The 18,452-nt window shown below is 70.4% G+C and carries 17 protein-coding genes; 7 read left to right on the forward strand and 10 right to left on the reverse strand.

Annotated elements, in window-relative coordinates; all coding sequences use genetic code 11:
- The 4 genes from HDA40_RS10865 to HDA40_RS10880 all read right to left on the reverse strand — a co-directional run bounded on the left by HDA40_RS10865 (nt 1) and on the right by HDA40_RS10880 (nt 2,449).
- Nucleotides 1-573, reverse strand: a complete 573-nt coding sequence (locus HDA40_RS10865; RefSeq protein ID WP_253754585.1) for a Fic/DOC family protein — start codon at nt 571-573, stop codon at nt 1-3.
- Entirely contained in the window at nt 570-887 is a 318-nt protein-coding gene (locus tag HDA40_RS10870; protein WP_253754587.1) for an antitoxin VbhA family protein, read from the reverse strand. Before HDA40_RS10870 ends, HDA40_RS10865 begins: the two co-directional genes overlap by 4 nt.
- Nucleotides 888-994: 107 nt before the next feature.
- Nucleotides 995-1,600, reverse strand: a complete 606-nt coding sequence (locus HDA40_RS10875; protein WP_253754590.1) for a nucleotidyltransferase domain-containing protein — start codon at nt 1,598-1,600, stop codon at nt 995-997.
- Between the two features lie 48 nt (nt 1,601-1,648).
- Nucleotides 1,649-2,449, reverse strand: coding sequence for an intradiol ring-cleavage dioxygenase (locus tag HDA40_RS10880; RefSeq protein WP_253754592.1), 801 nt, complete (start codon nt 2,447-2,449; stop codon nt 1,649-1,651).
- A gap of 218 nt (nt 2,450-2,667) precedes the next feature.
- Between HDA40_RS10880 and HDA40_RS10885 the strand changes: the two genes are divergently transcribed.
- Nucleotides 2,668-3,168: a hypothetical protein gene (locus HDA40_RS10885; protein WP_253754594.1), complete on the forward strand. Its 501-nt coding sequence runs from the start codon at nt 2,668-2,670 to the stop codon at nt 3,166-3,168.
- A 131-nt stretch (nt 3,169-3,299) separates the two neighbouring features.
- Here HDA40_RS10885 and HDA40_RS10890 read toward each other — a convergent pair whose 3' ends face one another.
- Nucleotides 3,300-3,839: a sigma-70 family RNA polymerase sigma factor gene (locus HDA40_RS10890; RefSeq protein ID WP_253754596.1), complete on the reverse strand. Its 540-nt coding sequence runs from the start codon at nt 3,837-3,839 to the stop codon at nt 3,300-3,302.
- Between the two features lie 57 nt (nt 3,840-3,896).
- Entirely contained in the window at nt 3,897-5,051 is a 1,155-nt protein-coding gene (locus HDA40_RS10895; RefSeq protein ID WP_253754598.1) for a branched-chain amino acid ABC transporter substrate-binding protein, read from the reverse strand.
- 81 nt (nt 5,052-5,132) lie between these two features.
- Here HDA40_RS10895 and HDA40_RS10900 point away from each other — a divergent pair, with 81 nt between their 5' ends.
- The 3 genes from HDA40_RS10900 to HDA40_RS10910 all read left to right on the forward strand — a co-directional run bounded on the left by HDA40_RS10900 (nt 5,133) and on the right by HDA40_RS10910 (nt 7,539).
- Entirely contained in the window at nt 5,133-5,795 is a 663-nt protein-coding gene (locus HDA40_RS10900) for a response regulator transcription factor (protein WP_253754600.1), read from the forward strand.
- Nucleotides 5,788-7,047, forward strand: coding sequence for a sensor histidine kinase (locus HDA40_RS10905; RefSeq protein ID WP_253754602.1), 1,260 nt, complete (start codon nt 5,788-5,790; stop codon nt 7,045-7,047). The genes HDA40_RS10900 and HDA40_RS10905 overlap by 8 nt, the downstream gene beginning before the upstream one ends.
- 105 nt (nt 7,048-7,152) lie before the next feature.
- A complete protein-coding gene (locus HDA40_RS10910) occupies nt 7,153-7,539 on the forward strand; it encodes a DNA-binding transcriptional response regulator (RefSeq protein WP_253754604.1) in 387 nt (128 codons plus the stop codon).
- A gap of 11 nt (nt 7,540-7,550) precedes the next feature.
- On the opposite strand, the gene HDA40_RS10915 is transcribed toward HDA40_RS10910, so the two are convergent.
- Nucleotides 7,551-7,853: a hypothetical protein gene (locus tag HDA40_RS10915; RefSeq protein WP_253754606.1), complete on the reverse strand. Its 303-nt coding sequence runs from the start codon at nt 7,851-7,853 to the stop codon at nt 7,551-7,553.
- A gap of 24 nt (nt 7,854-7,877) precedes the next feature.
- Nucleotides 7,878-8,282 (reverse strand): YbaB/EbfC family nucleoid-associated protein, encoded by a 405-nt coding sequence (locus HDA40_RS10920; RefSeq protein ID WP_253754608.1) that lies wholly within the window; start codon nt 8,280-8,282, stop codon nt 7,878-7,880.
- Between the two features lie 20 nt (nt 8,283-8,302).
- Between HDA40_RS10920 and HDA40_RS10925 the strand changes: the two genes are divergently transcribed.
- Together HDA40_RS10925 and HDA40_RS10930 are read left to right on the forward strand one after the other, a co-directional pair.
- On the forward strand, nt 8,303-8,833 hold the full coding sequence (locus tag HDA40_RS10925; protein WP_253754609.1) for a hypothetical protein: 531 nt from the start codon (nt 8,303-8,305) through the stop codon (nt 8,831-8,833).
- Nucleotides 8,830-9,330, forward strand: a complete 501-nt coding sequence (locus HDA40_RS10930) for a hypothetical protein (protein ID WP_253754611.1) — start codon at nt 8,830-8,832, stop codon at nt 9,328-9,330. The genes HDA40_RS10925 and HDA40_RS10930 overlap by 4 nt, the downstream gene beginning before the upstream one ends.
- Before the next feature lie 16 nt (nt 9,331-9,346).
- On the opposite strand, the gene HDA40_RS10935 is transcribed toward HDA40_RS10930, so the two are convergent.
- Nucleotides 9,347-16,933, reverse strand: a complete 7,587-nt coding sequence (locus HDA40_RS10935; RefSeq protein ID WP_253754613.1) for a WXG100-like domain-containing protein — start codon at nt 16,931-16,933, stop codon at nt 9,347-9,349.
- A 43-nt stretch (nt 16,934-16,976) separates the two neighbouring features.
- Here HDA40_RS10935 and HDA40_RS10940 point away from each other — a divergent pair, with 43 nt between their 5' ends.
- Nucleotides 16,977-18,140 (forward strand): S8 family serine peptidase, encoded by a 1,164-nt coding sequence (locus HDA40_RS10940; RefSeq protein WP_253754615.1) that lies wholly within the window; start codon nt 16,977-16,979, stop codon nt 18,138-18,140.
- On the opposite strand, the gene HDA40_RS10945 is transcribed toward HDA40_RS10940, so the two are convergent.
- A complete protein-coding gene (locus tag HDA40_RS10945; RefSeq protein ID WP_253754617.1) occupies nt 18,133-18,447 on the reverse strand; it encodes a WXG100 family type VII secretion target in 315 nt (104 codons plus the stop codon). The two genes, HDA40_RS10940 and HDA40_RS10945, sit on opposite strands and share 8 nt — an antisense overlap.
- Between the last annotated feature and the right edge of the window lie 5 nt (nt 18,448-18,452).

The following is an 18,452-nucleotide window of genomic DNA, read 5'->3' on the forward strand; positions in this document are numbered from 1 at the left end:
TCACCGCTCCATCAGTTCGTCGAGCAGGCGACGCAAGGGCTCGTTGTTACCGCGCAGCGCGGCCCTCGACGCCTCGATATTCTCCTGCGGATCGAGGCGCGACCAGTCGATCAACCAACCTGCATCGCGGCTGAGCTGTCGGAAGAAGGCCCGCTGCGTCCGCCCATTGCCTTCGCGGAACGGATGCAATGCATTCACCTCGGCCAGATAGTGGGTAACCCGGTCAAGGAAGGTCGTCCGATCCGCACCGCGCAGGAAGCGTTCCTTGGCGAGTCCGCCAAACACTTCTTCGGCGTATGCCTCGATGTGCTGAGGCAGGCAGAACGGCTCCGTGCGTGCGATTCCAACGGTCCGGATCTGCCCAGCCCAGGGGTAGATGTCACCGAAGATCTCACGGTGAAACGCCTGAAGATGCGTTAGGTCGTAGGCTCCGGCCAGTGGCCGAATGCCGAGATCGGCCAATGCAGCAATACTCAGGCCGGCCTCAGCTTCCTGAAGCAATGATTCCTGGACGATGCCAAGCCGATTACGAAGAACGCCACTCTCAGGGTCGATGTACGGATCGACCGTCACGACGCACCGTAGAGACGACGAATTTCGGCCCGCATCTCCACCGTGCTGATCTCGCCGCGTGTCCACCGCTCTGTAATGGCCTCCACCGCCGCGCTCACGGTCAGGCCCTCGGCGCGGAGCGATCCAGCGGCCTGTGCCAGAGATCGCGAACGCTCGGCGGTCAATTCGTCGAACACTTCTACCGGCACCATGACCGCTTCCGTCTTGCGGTGGGAACCGACCCCGACCGGCGTCCTGTCGCCGCGCCGGAAGCGCTCCAGTACCGAGGGCAGCAGGTCGCGCGCCTCGCGCACGGAGAGAGTCTCAATCAGCACCTCAAAAGTGTACCCGATTGTGTACACATTTTGCCCTCGCGACTTAGTCCATCCGGCTTGCGCGCCGAAGCACGCCGATGGCCGATCCCGGTCCCAGACCGACCGTTTCACGCCCTGGTGAGGCGGTTCAGCCAGGGGTGGCCGTCGTGGACGAGACGGAGCCAGCCGATCAGCTGGGCTCGGGCCGCGTCGTCCAATCTGGGCGCGGCGACGGCGAAGTCCGCCTCATCCTTCGGCCGTGGCCGCCTGGCCTTATAGAACAAGGCCAGCTCCGGGCGCAGGAACGGGATGCCGTCCGGCGTCCGCGCGTACACGTGCTCGATCGGCAGGGTCACGCGCGGATCGCGATGGCTGCGCCACAGCGGACCGTCCACATTCTCCAGGAAGATGTCGGTACGCCAGGAGTCGGGCCCGGGTTCGTAGACCCAGATCTGCCGGAACCTCTCGGGTGGCGTCGACCCGGGCGGCAGCGGGTGGACCGCGCCGTCGGCGCCGCAGCACGTGAGTCCGTCGAGCAGGGCCCAGAGTTGCGGGAAATGCTGCCGGGCGACGCCGAATTCGATGTCGCCGTGTTCGCGGGTCTGTTCGCCGAGGAACAGGTCGATCGCCCAGCCGCCGGCGATCCACCAGGGCGATGGGAACGGTCGCAGGCGTTGGGCGAGTTCGCCGGGCTGCCAAGGCGCCCAGGCGTCGAGCGGTGGCGGTGTGGTCATCGGCCGACTCTATCGACGCCCCGGGGTGCGCGACCCGGGGCGCACGCGTCACGCGGGGACGGTGATCGTCAGGTTGGCGACGAAGCCGCTGGTGACGCTGCCGGTGACGGTGGCCGTCTCCCGGGCGGCGAGGTCGTCGCGGAAGACCATGTCGGTGGCGAGGCTGATCCGGCTCAGGTTCGTCACGCTCTGGCTGTAGCCGGTGGTGGCGTACACGGCCTGCGAGACGCTCTGGGGCAGGGCGATCTGCGAGGTCTTGACGATCTGCCCGGAGGCGGTGGTCGCGGCGGCCAGCGACCGGTAGACCTCGAAGTGGATGTGCGGCCAGCGCCCCGCGTAGCAGCCGGGGTAGATGCTGGTGAAGGTCACCGTGCCGGACGAGTCGGTGGCCTGGATGCCGCGCAGGTAGTTCTGGTTGGTGACGCCGCTGGAGTAGAGCGAGTAGCGGCCTTCCCGGTCGCAGTGCCAGGCGTAGACGGCCGCGCCGACCAACGGTACGCAGCTGAGGTTCTGCACGGTGAGCGAGAACCTCAGCGGGATGCCGGCGGCGTTGCCGGACGCGGTGCCGAAGGACGAGCGGATGTCGTTGCGGACCACGCCGGACAGGACCCGGACGTTCGGGCCGTTGCTGCCGTCGGCCGGGTAGGGCCCGGCAGTCTCCGACTCGACCTCGGCCACGCAGGCAGCGGTGGCCTCGTCGCCGGGCACGACGAGCGAGCCGCCGACGGCCGCGGTCAGCCCGACGCCGCCGATCGTGGCGAGCATTCGGCGGCGGGACATCGTGGCCAGGTCGAACTGCAGACCCTTGTCGTGCACGGCGCGCACGTACGCGTCGTTGTCCTCGTACATGAGGTCTCCTCCTTCACTGCGGCCCCGGTCCGGGCGACCGGAACCCACGAAAGGGAGAGCCAACCATCGATGTCTTGAGGTTCCATAGGCGCATCCTCAAATTTCTATATCGCATTGGTTACGACAGCCCTAGATCCACCTACGCCGTGGTAAGAATTCGTCCACGTGGCCACGTGTGAAATTTTCACAACATCGACTCGTATCGTGAAGGAGTCACCATGCTCCGGGTCCTCCGCCGGGCAGTCACCCTGCTCGGCGCCCTCGCCACGGCCACGGTCCTCTCACTCGCGCTCGCCCAACCGGCGCACGCCGCGACCTTCCTCACGCACTCCCAGGCCACCGCGCAGCTCAGCGCGGCCGGAATCACCTGGTCCTCCAGCGGCAACTGCTCCAACCGCAACGTCGCGACGTGCACGTCGTTCGACCAGATCCGCCAGTCGACCATCAGCGGCGTGGTGACCTTGCGCAACTACACCGGCTGCGCCATCAACGTCACGGCCGGCACCGAAACCGGGCACTCGTCCGGCACCTACAGCCACTGGAACGGCTACAAGGTCGACATCAGCAAGTACAGCTGCATCAACAACTACATCACGTCGACCTACACGTACGTCGGCTACATCTCCGGCTGGGGCTACCAGTACCGCGCCCCGTCCGGAAACCTCTACACCGACGAGGGCAACCACTGGGACATCCTCTACTACACCTGCGGTTGCTGACAGCGGCGTCGGCGCGTCGGAATCCCCCCTCCGGCGCGCCGACGTCTCATCCGCGCAAAGCCTTCCCGGGCAGATCGAAGGAGCGCGGGACCCGGCTGCTCGGCGGAAGCATTACGCCGGGTCCCGCGCGTCTACACCCCAGCCGTCGCCAGCCGGGAAGCCGTGTCCGCGCCGCGATCCTCCAGCACCCGGCGCAGTTTGCGCAGCGCGTGGTGCGCCCGCGACTTCACCGTCCCGAGCGGGATGCCCAGCGCGCGGGCGGTCTCCACCGCGGTGAACCCGCGAAGGTAGAGGTGGACGATCACGGCCCGCTGATCGCGGCTCAATTCCCGGACGGCGGCGCGAACGGCCATCGCGGTGACCATCTCCTCGGTGGTGTCGACGCCTTCGGTCGCCAGCCCGGTCGCCCCGACCTCCGTCGGCCTGGCCGACTGCGCCCGCCGGGCGTCGATGACCAGATTGCGCGCCACCCGGAACAGCCAGCCCCGGGCGAGTCCGCGTTCCAGGTCCAGCTGGCCGGCGTGACGCCAGGCCCGCAGCAGCGTCTCCTGTGCGATGTCCTCGGCCTTGCCGCGGTCGCCGCCGAGCTGGCCGACGAGGTAGCCGATCAGCACGGTGCCGTGCGCGTCATACAGGTGGTCGAGGATCGTGGCAGCCCGTGTCTCCTCCATGCCCGAAATCCTGCGACAGTCCGGATGAGGATTTCATGAAGCGACAAGCATCACTACCTAGGGATCTTCCTGCACCATCTGATCAGGGACGATGCGGCCGTCGACCACCCGGTACGCCCAGATGGCGACCGACGCCGAGGAGATCTCGCCCCGGTTGTCGAACTTGAACGACTTCGTGACGCCGGTGCCGACGTAGGAGTCCACATAAGCCAATAGCGAGGGCCGGGTGTGGTTGCCCGCGTTGATGCCGGCCAGCAGGATGTTGGCCGCGTCGTACGCCTCGGCGGCGTACGTGCCGGGTTCCCGGTGGAACTTGGCCCGGAAGTCGGTCAGGAAGCTGCCCTTGATCCGGTCGGGCGGCACGCAGGGGCAGGTGAGGATCGCCCCCTCGGCAGCGGCCACGCCCGCCCCCTCGACCAGCCCCGGATCCTTGACCCCGTCGGCGGCCACGAACGCCGCGCGTACGCCGCCCTGGCGCAGCTGCCGAAGCAACGGCGCGGCCTCGGCGTAGTAGCCGCCGTAGAACACCGCGTCGGCCTGATTGGCCGCGACGTCGGCCACCTCGTGACTGAAGTCGGTCTGCTTCACGCGTACCGACAGGCTCTTCACGATCACCCCGGCGAGCACCCGGCGCACCTCGTCGGCCAGCCCCTTCCCGTACGCCGACGAATCGTCGATGACGATCACCCGGCGCGAGTTGAGCACTCGTTTGATGTACCGCCCGGCCGCCGGACCCTGTTCGGCGTCGCTGCCCACCGCCCGGTGGAACACCTTCCAGCCCTGCTCGGCCAGCGCCGGACGGGTCGCGCTGGCGGTGATCGCGGTGACGCCGTACTGGTCGAGGATCGGCACCGCCGCCTCCGACTCCCCGGAGAACTGGGGTCCGACGACACCCAGGATCCGGGGATCGTCGACGACCCGCTGCGCCACCTCGGGCGCGAGCTTCTCGTCACCCTGTGAGTCGAATTCGGACAGTTCGACGGGACACGCCGCGTTGGCCGCGTTGTACTGATCCACCGCCATGCGTACGCCGTCATAGGGGTGGCGGCCGAGATTGGCGTTGCCCCCCGACAGCGCGCCGAAGAAGGCGATCTTGTAACCGCAGCCGCCGGCGTCCTCGACCAGGCGCGACGGCGGCTGCGTACACCCGCCGGAGCCCAGCAACCCCATCGCCAGCAGTGCCGCCACGGCGGTACGCCGCGCTGCCCTCATCGATCCTCCCGGGCCGGTTACGAATGCCTCAACGAATACGGATCTGGCACACCCGCAGTTCTATCGGAATACTTCAGCCTCATGCGCGTACTCGTCGTCGAGGATGATCGCGACCTTCGCGAGGCGGCCGTGGCCGCCCTGCGCGCCGGTGGCCTCGCCGTGGACCACGCCGGCGACTGGCCACAGGCGGACTTGGCGCTCAGCGTCAACGCATACGACTGTGTGGTGCTGGACAGAATGTTGCCAGACGGCGACTCCGCCCGGCACCTGCACCGCCTGCGCGAGCGCGGCATCCGGGTGCCCGCGCTGATGCTCACCGCGCTGAGCGAGATCGAGGAACGGGTACGCGGCTTCGAGGCCGGGGCCGACGACTACCTGGCCAAACCGTTCGCCGCCGCCGAACTCGTGATGCGGGTGCGGGCGCTGTGCCGGCGCAGCACCGCGATGCTGCCGCCCGTGCTGCGTGTGTCCGATCTGGAGCTGGACTGCGCCCGCCATGAAGTACGCCGAGCCGGCGTGCTGCAACTGCTCACGCCGAAGGAGTTCGCGGTCCTGGAGCAGTTGATGAGCCGCGCGCCCGCCACCGTCACCCGAGCCGACCTTCGCGAGCACTGCTGGGACGAGCTGGCCGATCCGCTGTCCAATGTGGTGGACGTGGTGATCACTCAGCTCCGGCGCAAGCTCGGTCCACCCATCCTCATCCACACGGTGCGCGGGTCCGGATATCGGATCGGCGATGAATAGCCGCCGTCATCGGCTGACCACAGCCGACCGGCTGCGCTCCCTTCGTATCCGGCTGATCGCCGTGTTCACCGCGATCACCCTGACCGGGGTCACCGGCATGGCGTTCGCCGGCATCCAGGTCGACGGCCACCAGCGTGAGCAGGCGTTGCTGGCCGATCTGCGGATCACGAGCAGCGCCGTGCTCTCCCTGATCTACCGCGAGGCCGGAACACTGCGGCTGACCGGCGTGGCCGACGCCATCGGCGACCGGGCCACCGGCGTCTACGTCTTCGAACGCCGCGGCGACGCGCTCGGCCCGGCGCTGGCCCGGCCCGGCCGCACCCAGCTCGTGCCGCTGCGCCGCCTCGAACCGGCCGCGTGGTCGAGCATCTCCGGCAACCAGAGCGTGGTCGCCAAGGCGACCGCGACCGACGGCACCACCCAGCAGCTGCTCGCGGTGGCCTTCGCCGTCGAGAGCGCGGGCCGGCCGACCGGATCGGTCGTCGTCACCATCGACGCGCAGGACTCCGAGGCCGCCCACGCCCGGCTCGCGCTGACCCTCATCGGCGGCGGCATCGGCTTCGTGCTGCTCGCCAGCGCCGGCGCGTACCTGCTGGCGCGGCGCAGCACCCGCATCGCCGGAGCCGCCCTCGACCAGCAGGAACGCTTCCTCGCCGACGCCGCCCACGAACTGCGTACACCGCTGACGACGATCCGGGTCACCGCCGAGGCCGCCCTCGTCGACGCCGACCATCAATCCGGGGCGCTGCGCAAGGTCATCCGCTCCGCCGACCGCATGACCAACTCGGTCGAGACCCTGCTCACCCGGGCCCGCATGATCGCCGGAACGCGCGAGCTGCGCCTGGAGAAGTTCCGGCTCGACCAGCTCGTCGCCGAGGTCGTCGAGGACACCGCCGCCGGCGCGCGGTCCGTCGATCTCGACGTGGAGGCCGTCGTCAGCCACGGCGACCCGGCCATCCTGCGCATGGCGGTGCGCAATCTCGTCGAGAACGCGGTACGCCACGGCGCCGTCGACGGGCACGGCGCGGACGTGCTGGTCCGCGTACGCGAAGGCGAGGTCGTCATCCGCGATCACGGCCCGGGCCTGACCTCCGGCGCACCCGCGTTCGACCGGTTCACCAGCACCGCCCCCGGCAGCTCCGGGCTGGGCCTGAGCATCGCCGACTGGGCGGTACGCCTGCACCGGGGCCGGCTGAGCGTGGCCACCGATCCCGAGGGCGGAGCCGTCGCCCGCATTGATCTTCCCGAGTGATCCGGCGGCGACTTGGCATGAACCTGCCGTGACCCGAGGGAGCCGTCGGTACGTATTCCCGCATGAGTCCACTGCCGTCCATCCCGACCGGAGGCTTGATCGGCCATGCATCCCACGACTGAGGCGCCCCGCGTCCTGATCGCCGAACGCAATCGGCGGCTGCTGGTCACGCTGCGCCGGATCCTGCGCAACGCCGGCTACGAGACGATCTCCACGAGCAACCCCGCGAAGCTGCGCAGCATGCTGTCCACCCAGCCGGACGTGCTCGTCGCCGAGGCCGACCTGATCCCCGGCCAGGAGGCGGCGATCCGGCGGCTGCTGCCCAAGTCCTCGATGACGATCGTCATCGCGCCGATGCCCGACGCGGCCGACGCCGTCACCGAGCAGCTGTCCGGCGCGGTCACCATGCTGCGGCCGCTGAGCCTGGCCGGCCTCATGGCGACCATCGAGGAACACGTCCAGCACCAGCGCGAATCGGCCGCCGTCGGCTGAGCCCGCCGGGGCTAGTTGATCTTCAGCCGGGTGCCGACCCACGCGTCGGTCGTGTTGAGTTCACCGGTGGCCACCGGACCCATGTCTGCCAGTACGCGGTCGGCGTCGAGCATCTCCATGATCCGGCCGTCGGCTTCCGCAGCCGTCTCCACCAGTTCGAGCACCGGCGCGTCGGCGTCGCCGATGTTCGCGGCCGCGGCGGCCGCCTCGGCGATGTACGCCGCGGCTGCGGCTCCCGCCCTGCCGACCTCGGCGGTGAAGGCCGCCACTGCGGCGTCCGCGCCCAGCTCCTTGGCGGTGGTCGAAACAGTCATCAGGCACTCCCCATATCCACAGATTCACTCGGCCAGGAAGGGCATCCGCTGCCGGAAACGCCGCATCGCGGCGTCGAAATCGCCGGACGCGTAGTCGTCGAGCGTCTCACCATCCACATACGGAGCACAGATCTCCTTGACCCGCTCGCGCGCCTCCCGGGACGCCACCTCAGTCGTCTCGACGATGGTCCGGGCCAGCCGTGCCGAATCCGCGGTGTGATAGATCCGCGCGTCCAGCACCAGGTCACGCAGGTGACCGTCGCTGCCGACGGTAGCTCGGACCAGCCCGTCGCGGGACTCCGCGGTCACCTCGACCGCCTGGATTCGCTCCTGTAGCCCGTCCAGCGCCCCCGACATCTGCGAGAGCCGGTCGTCGAGCCGCCGGGCCTGAGCCCGCATGGACTCCAGCATCTCCTCGCTGATGCTCATGGCTGTGTATTCTACAGTGGATGACGACGGCTCAGGCACTGCTGCTGCTGCCGATCGGGCAATTCTGCGGCGTCTCAGGCCCGCCAGGCGACCCGGCCACCCGCTACCCGATCCGGATCGCCGATCGGATGATCGAAGTGGACGCCGACCTCTTCACGCTGTGGGCTCGGGCGCACGGCGTATCAGGGGACGAAAGCTGGACCGGCGCGGAGCTGGACGCGCTGCTGAGCGAGGGTCTGGCGGCGAGGATCGAGCCGGACGACGAGATCGGCTTCGCACACCGGCACCGCCTCGAACCGCTGCTCATGGGCCTGGGTGTCGACGGCGATCAGTTCGTGCTGGGCCTGCCTGGTACGCCGGTGGTCTCGGTGTCCGGTCCGATGTTCACGGCGTGGGCCGCGGCCGCCGCCGAGCCGGACCTCTGGTCGGTCTGCCTGCGGCTGGCCGCCGAAACCGCGGCCGAGCCCGCCGCCCTCCTGCCGGGACTGCTCGACGGCCTGGGCCCGCTGCTGGCGGCCGGCGCGGCCTACCTCGACAAGGCGAGCCGATGACGACGACTGTCTGGCCGATCGGTCACTACCTGGGCGAATACCCGGCGGACGGGACCATGGACGGCGGCCACCACGTGCGGCTCGGCTCTCGGACGATCGTGCTGAGTACGGCGGAGATCGCCGCCTGGTCGGCTGCCGCGGGCACCGAGCACGACCCGGCCGATCCGCTCCTCAAAGCCCGCGGCCTGATCGCCGTCGTCGCCATCGAGTCCAGTGTGGCCTTCGCCGATCGGCACCGGCTGCGCCCACAGTTGAGCGCGATCGGCCACCCGCTCGGCGACGCCGAACCTCGCTTCGCCATCGGCGTCGGAGCCACCGCGACCGCACTGGTCGACCCGGTCCTGCGGGAGATCTGGCGGTGGTGCGGCGCGACAAGAACACTGTGGACGCTATGCCGCAAGCTGCACCCGGACGCGCCGGAACGCGTCCTGGCCCACTTCCTCCTCCACGGACGCGAACTGATCCAGGGCGGCGCCGCCTACCTCGACGTCGCTTGAACCTCGCCGAAGCAGCTCACCACAGACCCGGCCCGGCATCGTGTAGCCGCTCCAACGCCTCCTTCTCAGCGACATCGGCAAGCTTCCGTGGCTTGCCCGCCAGGAGTCTATGATGCTCCGCCAGCTTCTCCCGGGTCGCCTCCGGCAGATGGACCTCGACGGAGTACGCCGGATTCTCCGGGCTCAGCATCGGGGTGAGGCCCGCCAGATCGAGATGGTCGCCGACGCTCTCCTGGGTCAGCCAACTGGTGAACGCCGTCTTTCGCAGCCGGCGGCCGTCGGCGGCCTTCCGGCCGGTCACCAGGCGCCGCAGCGGTTTGAGGCTGAAGGCGCCGACCGACACCGACGCGTTGGGATTGGTCTGGAGCCCGACATGGTCATTGGCCTGGGTGAACGGACTGTGTAGGGGTGCGTCCCACCCGGCGCGGTCCGGTCCGTCGAACGCCGGTATGTAACGGTGGGAGTAGCCGACCTCGAACATGATCGGCTGGAACTCCCAGTCGGCCGCGTCCTTGAAGCCCTTCAAGTAGGCCGATATGGACTTCCGAAGCTCCTGGATTGCTCGGACCGGATGTCCCTCCGCCGCGCGCTTCCGCGCATCGTCGACGATCTGCTGGAGCCGTTCCACCATCTCCTGATAATCCTGGCTGCCCGACACCGGGGACCCCTGACCGCCGATCCAGATGTAGAAGCCGGTCGCGGGTCCGATCTGGACGTCGATGAAGGTGCCGGTGAAGGTGTAGAACGTGAGGGAGTGCCGTCGGGTCGCGGCGTACGCGGGATCCGTCTGCCCGGACAACACGCCGTCTTGGAAGCTGTACGCGCGAACAGTGGCGCGCCCGGCTTCGGCGTCGGTGTTGCCGAACGGGATCGGCGTGCCGATGCCGCTGCCGTCCTTCACCGACAACCGCATGAGCGGAATGTGGGCGAGGAACGCGGCGACCGTCTGGAGCACGTCCAACCCGACCCGGCCACTGAGCGGGAACAGCCACAACGGCGGCGTTCCCGGCGGCCCGACCGCCGTCGTGTTGTTGTCCTGCCACGTCGTGAAGGTCGAGAACCGGATCGCGCCGAGTCGGTTCACCGAGCGTTTGGTGGACGTCGTCACATAGGTCAGGAACCGATGACTGCCGTCCGGCAACCGGACAAGGCTGACGCCGGGCTTGACGGACATCGCGGCCACCCGCCACATGCGCTGATAGCGAAGCTTGCCGGTGAGCAACGCCAATGGTCGCTTAGCGACGAACTTCGGAGCCCACAGCAGAGTCCGCAGGGCCGCCGCCAACGCCCGACTCCGCGTACGCGCGCCGGCGTCGGAGCCGAAGCGGTCGATCCGGAACCGCGTGGAGGCGATCTTGCGCTCCAGCCAGTCGGCCCGCCGGCCAGCCAATGAACGTACGCCCGGATGTAGTGGCTGATGCGGCGGCGCGGTCAGCGAACCCGCGGATTCGAGGCCGATCGGCAGCTGAACCGTCAGCCGCCGGCGACCCCGGGCAACCGTAAGCCGCGGGCCTTCAGCGGATATCGACCGCACGGTCGCCTCAATCAGCGGAGCGAATCGCAGTAGGTCGTCGACCCGGCCCGGAACCAGCTTCTCGAGGATCTGCCGCCGAAGCTCCGCCTGGGGACGGCTGCCCCAAGCGCCCGCCCGGTCGAGCAGGACCTGCAGGTTTCTCAGCGACAGCCCCCGATCCCGAGGCCGGAGGTGATCGGCCTGCCACTGGATCTGTGCGGCCAGCCCGACGTCAGCCGGACTCGGTCCGTCCAGTTCCGGTCGCATCCGACGAGTCAGCGCATGCTGTCCGAGCAAGTCGGCCGGCCGGGTCGACCGACCACGGTCGGCCCGGCTGACCGTCTCCAGACCCTGCACGAGCGCCCCCACGACGGCCAGCGCGGCGTCCCCCGACCGAATCGTGCTCGGCACGGTGATCGAGACGACCCGGTCGGCCAGGTCGATCCCCAGACGTGCCGCTGTTTCGGCCGAAAGCTCACCGGTCCGCACCCGAACCGTCACCGGCACCCCCAGCCCCCGATGGGCGGCGGTCGCGGTGACCGTGTCGGCCGTATGGCGTACCGCGGTGGCGGTGAGCCCGCGCGCCGCAAGCATGTCCGGCAGGATCCGGGCGATGTGCCGCGACAGCGCCGAGCCGGTCAGAGTCGATCCGAACGAGGTGAGGTCGGAGATCACCGGAAGGTCAGCCGCCAGGCCCGGAAGGTGTTGACCGAGCAGGATGTCGGTTGCTGCGTTCGCCAGCGCCCGCTTCGCCTCGGCCTGCCGGGCGTGCTCGGCCTGCGAGCGCTGAGCAGGCTCGGTGATCGCTGCGACGGGCTCCCCGAGGCGCGCCGTCACCGTTTCGAAGGCAGTCTTGGCAGCAGGTCCCAGCGTACGTTCAAGCGCCTGTCCGATCTCGTCCACGCGCTCCTCGTAGGCGGACAGGTCACGCCGCAATCCCAGTTCCTCGATCAAGGCGTGAGCCTCGGCGATCCACCGCGACGGAACTGGCCGCGAGCCGCCTACACCCGCCGGCTGAGCGGCTGTCGCGACGCCGATCGCCGCCAGCCGAGCTGCCCTCGCCAACCGGTCCGCCCCTAGGCCGATGCGTTCACCGGTCTGCGCGAGGATGGTCGCCCGCACCGCTGCCACCGCCTCGGCCAGATCGAGCCGCAGGCTCAGCCGATCCATCCGGCGCGGATCGAGCCTGATCTCCCACACCGCGTGGCCGGTCCGGGGCGGCCGGACCTCCGCAGCCGCCCCGCCGCGCGTACGGGCCACTTGGATTCGCAGCTCGAACGGCTCCGACGCCGTCTTCAGGGTGACGAGGTCGGTACCGCGCGACGTACGCGTCCTAGCGGCCTCGAAATCGTTCGCAACCCCTTGCAGGGCAGCCACAATGGACGCCGTCCGCTGCCGCGGAGGGACGGGGACGGCCGGGCCCGGCAGTGCCTTCCTGGTGCGGTGGCCGACGACGGTGACATGACGGGGCGGGGGGCCGGCCATCGGACGGCCGAAGCCGGTCCGTGGATCGGATCGGAGCGCCACATCGGCCACGTACGCCATCCGCAAGTCGCCGTACCGGAACACGTGGACGACGGCCTCGACGACTCGCTCCCGTCCGCGAGCATCCGTGAATCGCCGCTGGAACAGCACATCTGCGTCGCCGCCGCCGTTGTCGCGCAGGTACGCCGCGTCCGGTCCGCTGATCGTCCGCCCGATCAGGTCCCGGGCTGCGCCAAGCTGATCATCGATCGTCCCCTGTGGGCGTCGGCCGCTGCCGATGGCGAGAAGATCGCCGCCCCATCTGGCCACCACCGCGGCCTCCTGGGTGGCGGTGAGCAGTCGCAGCCGCCCAGCCGCGGTCTGCAACGCCGACCGCAGCGAAGCGTCCAGCCGTTCGGCTGAGCCGCTGAGCGGCGGCAACGCGATCTCTCGCGTCTTCCCGACGTTGTCGGGCGCGGCCGTACGCTGTGCCGGTCGCTTCGCCGCGGTCGGCGCCGGTGGAGGGTCCCGACGCTGGATCTCGGCCTCGACCTCGGCCTGCTGCCGCCGGACCGCCCTGACGAAGCTCGGCGCGAATCGGTGCGTACGGCTGTCGACGAGGCCCTGCCGGTTCACGATCGACGCACGCTCGGCCGCCGCCCGCATCACCCTGGCGCGATCCACCGCGTCGAGCAGAATCGTGGGCTGCTCGGACGGATCCGAGACGGCCGGCTGCCCCCTCAGGTCACGTGCCGCCGCCATGAGCACCGCCGCGGTGAGAGCTGGCGAACCATGCGAGATCAACCCGCCGAGGCGCTCCCCCGGCTGGTAGTCGGCCTCGGCCTCGGCCGCGTACAGGCGGATCAGGGCGCCCGCAGCGGCGGGAACCACGGAGACGGCCTCCGCCAACGCCCGCCGCACCCGCTCGGCGTCCGCCAGACCCCGCTGCACCAGGCTCGCCGCCGCGTCTCGGTCGCTGCGGAACCCGGTCCCGCCTGGCTCACGATTCATCCGCAAGGTCTGCGCCACATCCGAAACGCCGAAATTGCTGTACGCCTGAAGCACCTCCAGGTAACTGTCATGCGTACCGGGGTTGTCGGGGCGGAATCGCTCGCTGCCGAGCCGGACCCGAGCCAACTCCCGCGCCAAGGCGACCCTGGTGACCGCCTCGGTGGGATCGGCATCGTGCCGGACCGCGATCCGGAATCCTCCCTTGATCTGCTCCAGACGCACCATTTCGCCGGGCGGGAGGACGGCGTACTCGACGATGGTCCGGGATGCGCCCGGGTCGGAGCGGATCACGATCCGCGACCTGTCCGCCGTGCCTGTCGCGCCGAACCACTTTTCCGCGAGCTCATGACCAACGTCCATCACGCCGGTGCCGCTCCGGTGTGGCCACCTAGGCGCCGGGGTCTCAGCGAACACCTCGGCCAGCGCGATTGTTCGCGCTACCGATGCCGTCTGCTGCGTGAACTCGCGCGCCACGTCATCAGAGGCGGCCAGTGCCCGCTCGTACGCGCTCCGCCACCCCGGCCGCCGAAGCAGCCGCCGGAAGGCGCCGGCCATAGGCGACGAGGCCGGCGTACGCAGCAGCCGGGCCCACCTGATCGCCGTGCTCTCGGGGGTCAGACCCATTCCGGCCAGGACCGCCTCGACCTCGTCCAACGCCGCTGCCGTCGCGGTTGGGTCCGGGCCGGGCAGTGCCAGGAGCTGTTCGATCCGAAGGTCGAGATCGGATGCCCCGAAGGAGCGGCCCGCAACGAGGACGTAGTCAAGCGCCTGGCGGGGCGCGGCCGATGACTCGACGGCCACCGCGGCCGCGGGCTGACCCAGATGGTCGAGCACGATCGCATGGATCTCCGCGCCGGGCGGGATCGCTGGGCGCTCCGCCGTTCCGGTCGCCGCGTTCTGATGGTCGGCGTAGTACGCCCGACCCTCGTGCAGGTAGACGTTGTAACGGTGGGCCACCGCACTGCCGTCGGGGCGGATGAGGACTGCGGCGGCCGGTCCGGTGACGACCCCGTTCTCGTCGGCGACCGCCGCCAACCGGGCTTCGACCTCGGCCAGTCCCGTCATCGGCGCGTACGCCGACCCCGCCCACGCCTCGGTCCGTCCCACCGGGACGCCGACCCGGCCAGTGTTCACGGCCGCGACCACCGGGCGTCCATACCATGTAGACAGTCCCGAGTTGCCAGCGTCATCGCAGTTCAGCGACCGGCCGGTGACCGTCGGGCCGCCGTCGTTGACATATCCGACCCAGACGCCGAGCGGATCCGGGTACCGCTGCGACCGCCCGGCGTCGTCCCGAGGCAGCGCCTGCCGCAGATACTGCTCGTCGGCGGGGCTCGCCGCGACCTCGTCCACTGTCCGCACGTCTTGCACCGGTACGCCGTCCCCCAACCGCAGCGCCGCACCTGAATCATGCGGCGTGCCAGGCTCCGCACGCACCTCCATCTGCACCGGCGTCGAACCCAGGTTCGGACTCGTGGCCGGGTTCGGACTCGTGGCCGGGTCCGGGTCCGGAGTCGGAGTCGGAGCCGGAGCCGGAGTCGGAGCCGAGTTCGGAGTCGGAGTCGGAGTCAGAGTCAGAGTCAGAGTCGAGCTTGGGTTTGCGCCTTGCGCCGTGGTCGGAGTCGAGTTCGGATCCGCGGTCGGGCTCGCGGTCGCGCTCGGGCTCGCGGCCGTGGTCGGGCTCGCCGCGTTTTCCGGGGTGACACGGGGTTCCTGCCCCTGAGAGGGGGCGTTCTCCCGGGTAACGCGATCGGCACTGGGCCCCTGCTCGCGAAGCCCGCGAGCCACAGCGCTCGCTGACACGTCCGGTCCCGGCGCGGCCGTCGTCCGTCCTGTGCCCGTCCAACCCGTCTTCATCGCGGCGCTCGTGCCTGCCGGGCTTACGCCCACAGCGCTCGGGCCGGTTGCCGCCGCTGGAACCGACGAACCCCGCGTTGCCGCGCCCAGCCCGGCCGCACGCGACCCGGCCGGGCCCAGTCCCGCCGCGTCCGGTCCCGCAGCACGCGGCGCGGCCGGGGCCAGTTCCGCCGCGTCCGGTCCCGCAGAACGTGGCCCGGCCGGGCCAGTGGCTGCCGCGCTCGACCCCGCAGCCGAGCTGGCTCCCGAAATCGCGCTTGGACCGCCCGAATGTGCAGCCGCCGTCGAACCCGGGTTTGCCGCAGCCGATGGACTAGCCGCCGGTTGCGTCGCAGCCGCTGCCGCCGATGCCGGGCCAGCCGGCGTCGACGCGGGGCTGGTCGTCGTGGAACCCGAGGCCGTCGAGGCTGGGCCACCCGCTGTCAAACCCGGGCCAGCCGCCGAGCTGGGGCCTGCCGCATTAGCGTCCACCGAGGAACCGGTCCCCGGGGCGGTCGTACTCGAACCGGTCGTACCCAGCGTCGCCGACGTCCCCGGTGTCGTCGTACCCAGCGGTGTCGTCGTACCCAGCGGCGTCGCGCCCCGCCCGGCCGACGTCCCAGCACCCGCCGTTCCTGACGGAACGGCTCCGGGCGCCGGAACACCGGTGCTCGTCGTGGTCGGCGCGGCCGTCGGCGACCCGGCCGAGACGGGCCCGGACGCAACCGGCGCCGACGCTGCGGGCACGGCCGGGGCAGCGGCAACAGGCGCGGAAGGCGCAGGCGCAACGGGTGCGGACGCCAGCGGAACAGATTCGGCGAGCCGCCCGTACACCCCGTGCGCGGCGTTCCCGATGAGCATCCGTGGCCCGCCGGTCAGGGCCCCGACGCCGAACCGGGTCAGCCCGGACAGCGAGAGGTCCACCGACCAGTCGCCGTTGACCGCCCCGTTGACGGCGTAGTTCGTGACCTGGTTGACGGTCTGGAAGTGCAGTCCGCGTACGCCGCTTTCGGCGACCCAGCGTGAGACGCTCCAGTCGCGCATCCGATCGGCGACCGGGCCTCGGGTGGCCGCCCAGTGGAACAGCGGGCTGAACGGCCGGTTCAGGCCGCGTCCGACGAGTCCGCCCACGCCGCCGCCGAGGGCCGAGACGCCGAGGCTGCGCCAGTCGAAGCCTTGCCGAGTGCCGTTGACGTTCTGGATGCCCTGGGCGAGGAAGTCGGGGATGACCTCCTGGACCGCCTCTTCCAGGATCTCCTTCACGATGCCCCGGATGCCGGCGAGGTCGCGCATGAGCGTCTCGAACAGGCGGGCGCCGATGGCTCGCGCCACGGCGATCGGCCCGGCGCTGGCCAGTGAGCTGACGCCGCCGGTGAAGATCGCCGAGATCAGGATGATCATCAATTCGACCGCGCACCACAGGACACAGAGGAGCAGCGACAGCTTCTCCGCGCCGACCGCCTGCGCGGCCTTGTCCATCTGCTCGGCGACGGACCGGTGCCGCTGGACGATGTCGGGGACCACGACGTCGAGCTTGTAGCGCCACCGCCGGACGAACTCCTCGCCGGACGCGCCGCGCCACAGCGCCTCGATGTCGCTGACCGAGCCGGAGAACTGGTGTCCGGACCGCTCCAGCAGGTCGGCCAGGTCTTGCCGAGCCTTCCCGTAGGCGCGTAGCGCGTCCTCATTGGTCCGTGGCCAGGTGGATCCGCCGCCGACCAGGCAGACCAGGTCCCAGACCCAGCGCAGGAATCCGTCTGACGGCGGCTCAACGGCCACGGCGGGTCCCTCCCCGGCGCACCCGGAAGTCTATTGTAGATAGATGGTTTTGCGGCGACTGCTCGTTCCGGCTGTTCTGCTGGCGATTCCGGTCTTCGCCGCCGATCCCGCAACCGGCGCGGGACCGTGCGGCTACCAGGCGCCGCCGAGCCCCGGCCCGGTCGTCAGCGCCCCGTCCTGGGAGCAGCGCTGGCTCGATCTCGGCCGCGCGCACGCGTTCTCCACCGGCGGCGGCGTGCGCGTCGCGATCGTCGGCACCGGCATCGACGCCAGCCATCCCCAACTCGGCGCTGCGGTCGCCACCGGCTGGGACGTCACCACGAACAAGCCCGGCGCGCGCTTCGACTGCAACGGTCACGGCACCGCCCTCGCGAGCATCGTGGCCGCGCGGGCCAAGGGCGGCTCCAGTCTCGTCGGTGTCGCGCCGGCCGCGACCCTCGTCCCCGTCCGGGTCGCCGACGCGCCCCCCAGCGCCGAGCGCCAGGTGACCCCGGCCCGGCTCGCCGCCGGAATCCGCCAGGCGGTGACGCTCAAGGCCCGCGTGATCATCATCGGGTACGCCTTGGGCAGCGACGACGCCGGCGTACGAACCGCCGTGGCCGACGCCGTCCGCAAGGACGTCCTGGTCGTGGCGGCGGTCGGCGACAACCTGCCGAAGCTGACGTTCCCGGCGGCGTACGACGGAGTCGTGGGCGTGGGCGCGATCGGCACGGGCGGGCTGCTCCTGTCCGGTTCGGCGGTCGATTCCAAAGTCGATCTCGTTGCTCCGGCCGAGAACGTCGTCGCGGCGGCGCGCCGGTCCGGGCACCTCACCCTGTCCGGTACGCCGGTCGCCGCAGCCGTCGTGGGCGGCGCGGCCGCACTGCTGCGGGCGTACCGTCCGACCTGGACGGCCGCGCAGGTCGCCCAGCGGTTGACGGCGACGGCCGACGGCGGTTTCGGTGGCGGCCACAGCGCCGCGTACGGCTTCGGCACGGTCAATCCCTATCGGGCGTTGACCGAACAGGCCGCCACCACCGGCGCGAGTCCGTATTGGACGCCTGCCCCGGCGGCCCTGGGCCACGCCCCGCCGCAGCCCCAGTGGCCGGACGGGTGGCGCCGGGCGCTCGCCTGGGCCGCCGGCGTCGGCGTGCTCCTCGTCGTGTTCGCGGTGCTCGGCGCGGCGGCGCCGGTCATGCGCCGGCGCCGCCCGGACCGGCTCAGCTGAACGAGCTGCGCGTACGCGCGATGGCCTCCAGGTTGCGTTCCTCGGCCTGGGTGAACTTCTGCCCGGAGTGCAGGATCGCCCCGGCGAAGTCCTGACCGACCCCGTGCAGCTGCTGCGCACCGGCCTGCCACTCGGTTTGGAGCTGCGCGTACGCGGTCTTCGACGCACCGTCCCAGGTCTTGATCCGGTCGGCCATGTAGTCCTCCAGCCCGGACAGCCGGCCGCGCATCTCGTCGAGCATCGCCTGGAACTGGTTCGACGCCGCGATCAGCTCCGCGATGGGCACGTTGAGCACGTTGTTCGTCATGGTCG

Origin of the sequence: Hamadaea flava, from assembly GCF_024172085.1 — a bacterium.
Taxonomy (GTDB): domain Bacteria; phylum Actinomycetota; class Actinomycetes; order Mycobacteriales; family Micromonosporaceae; genus Hamadaea; species Hamadaea flava.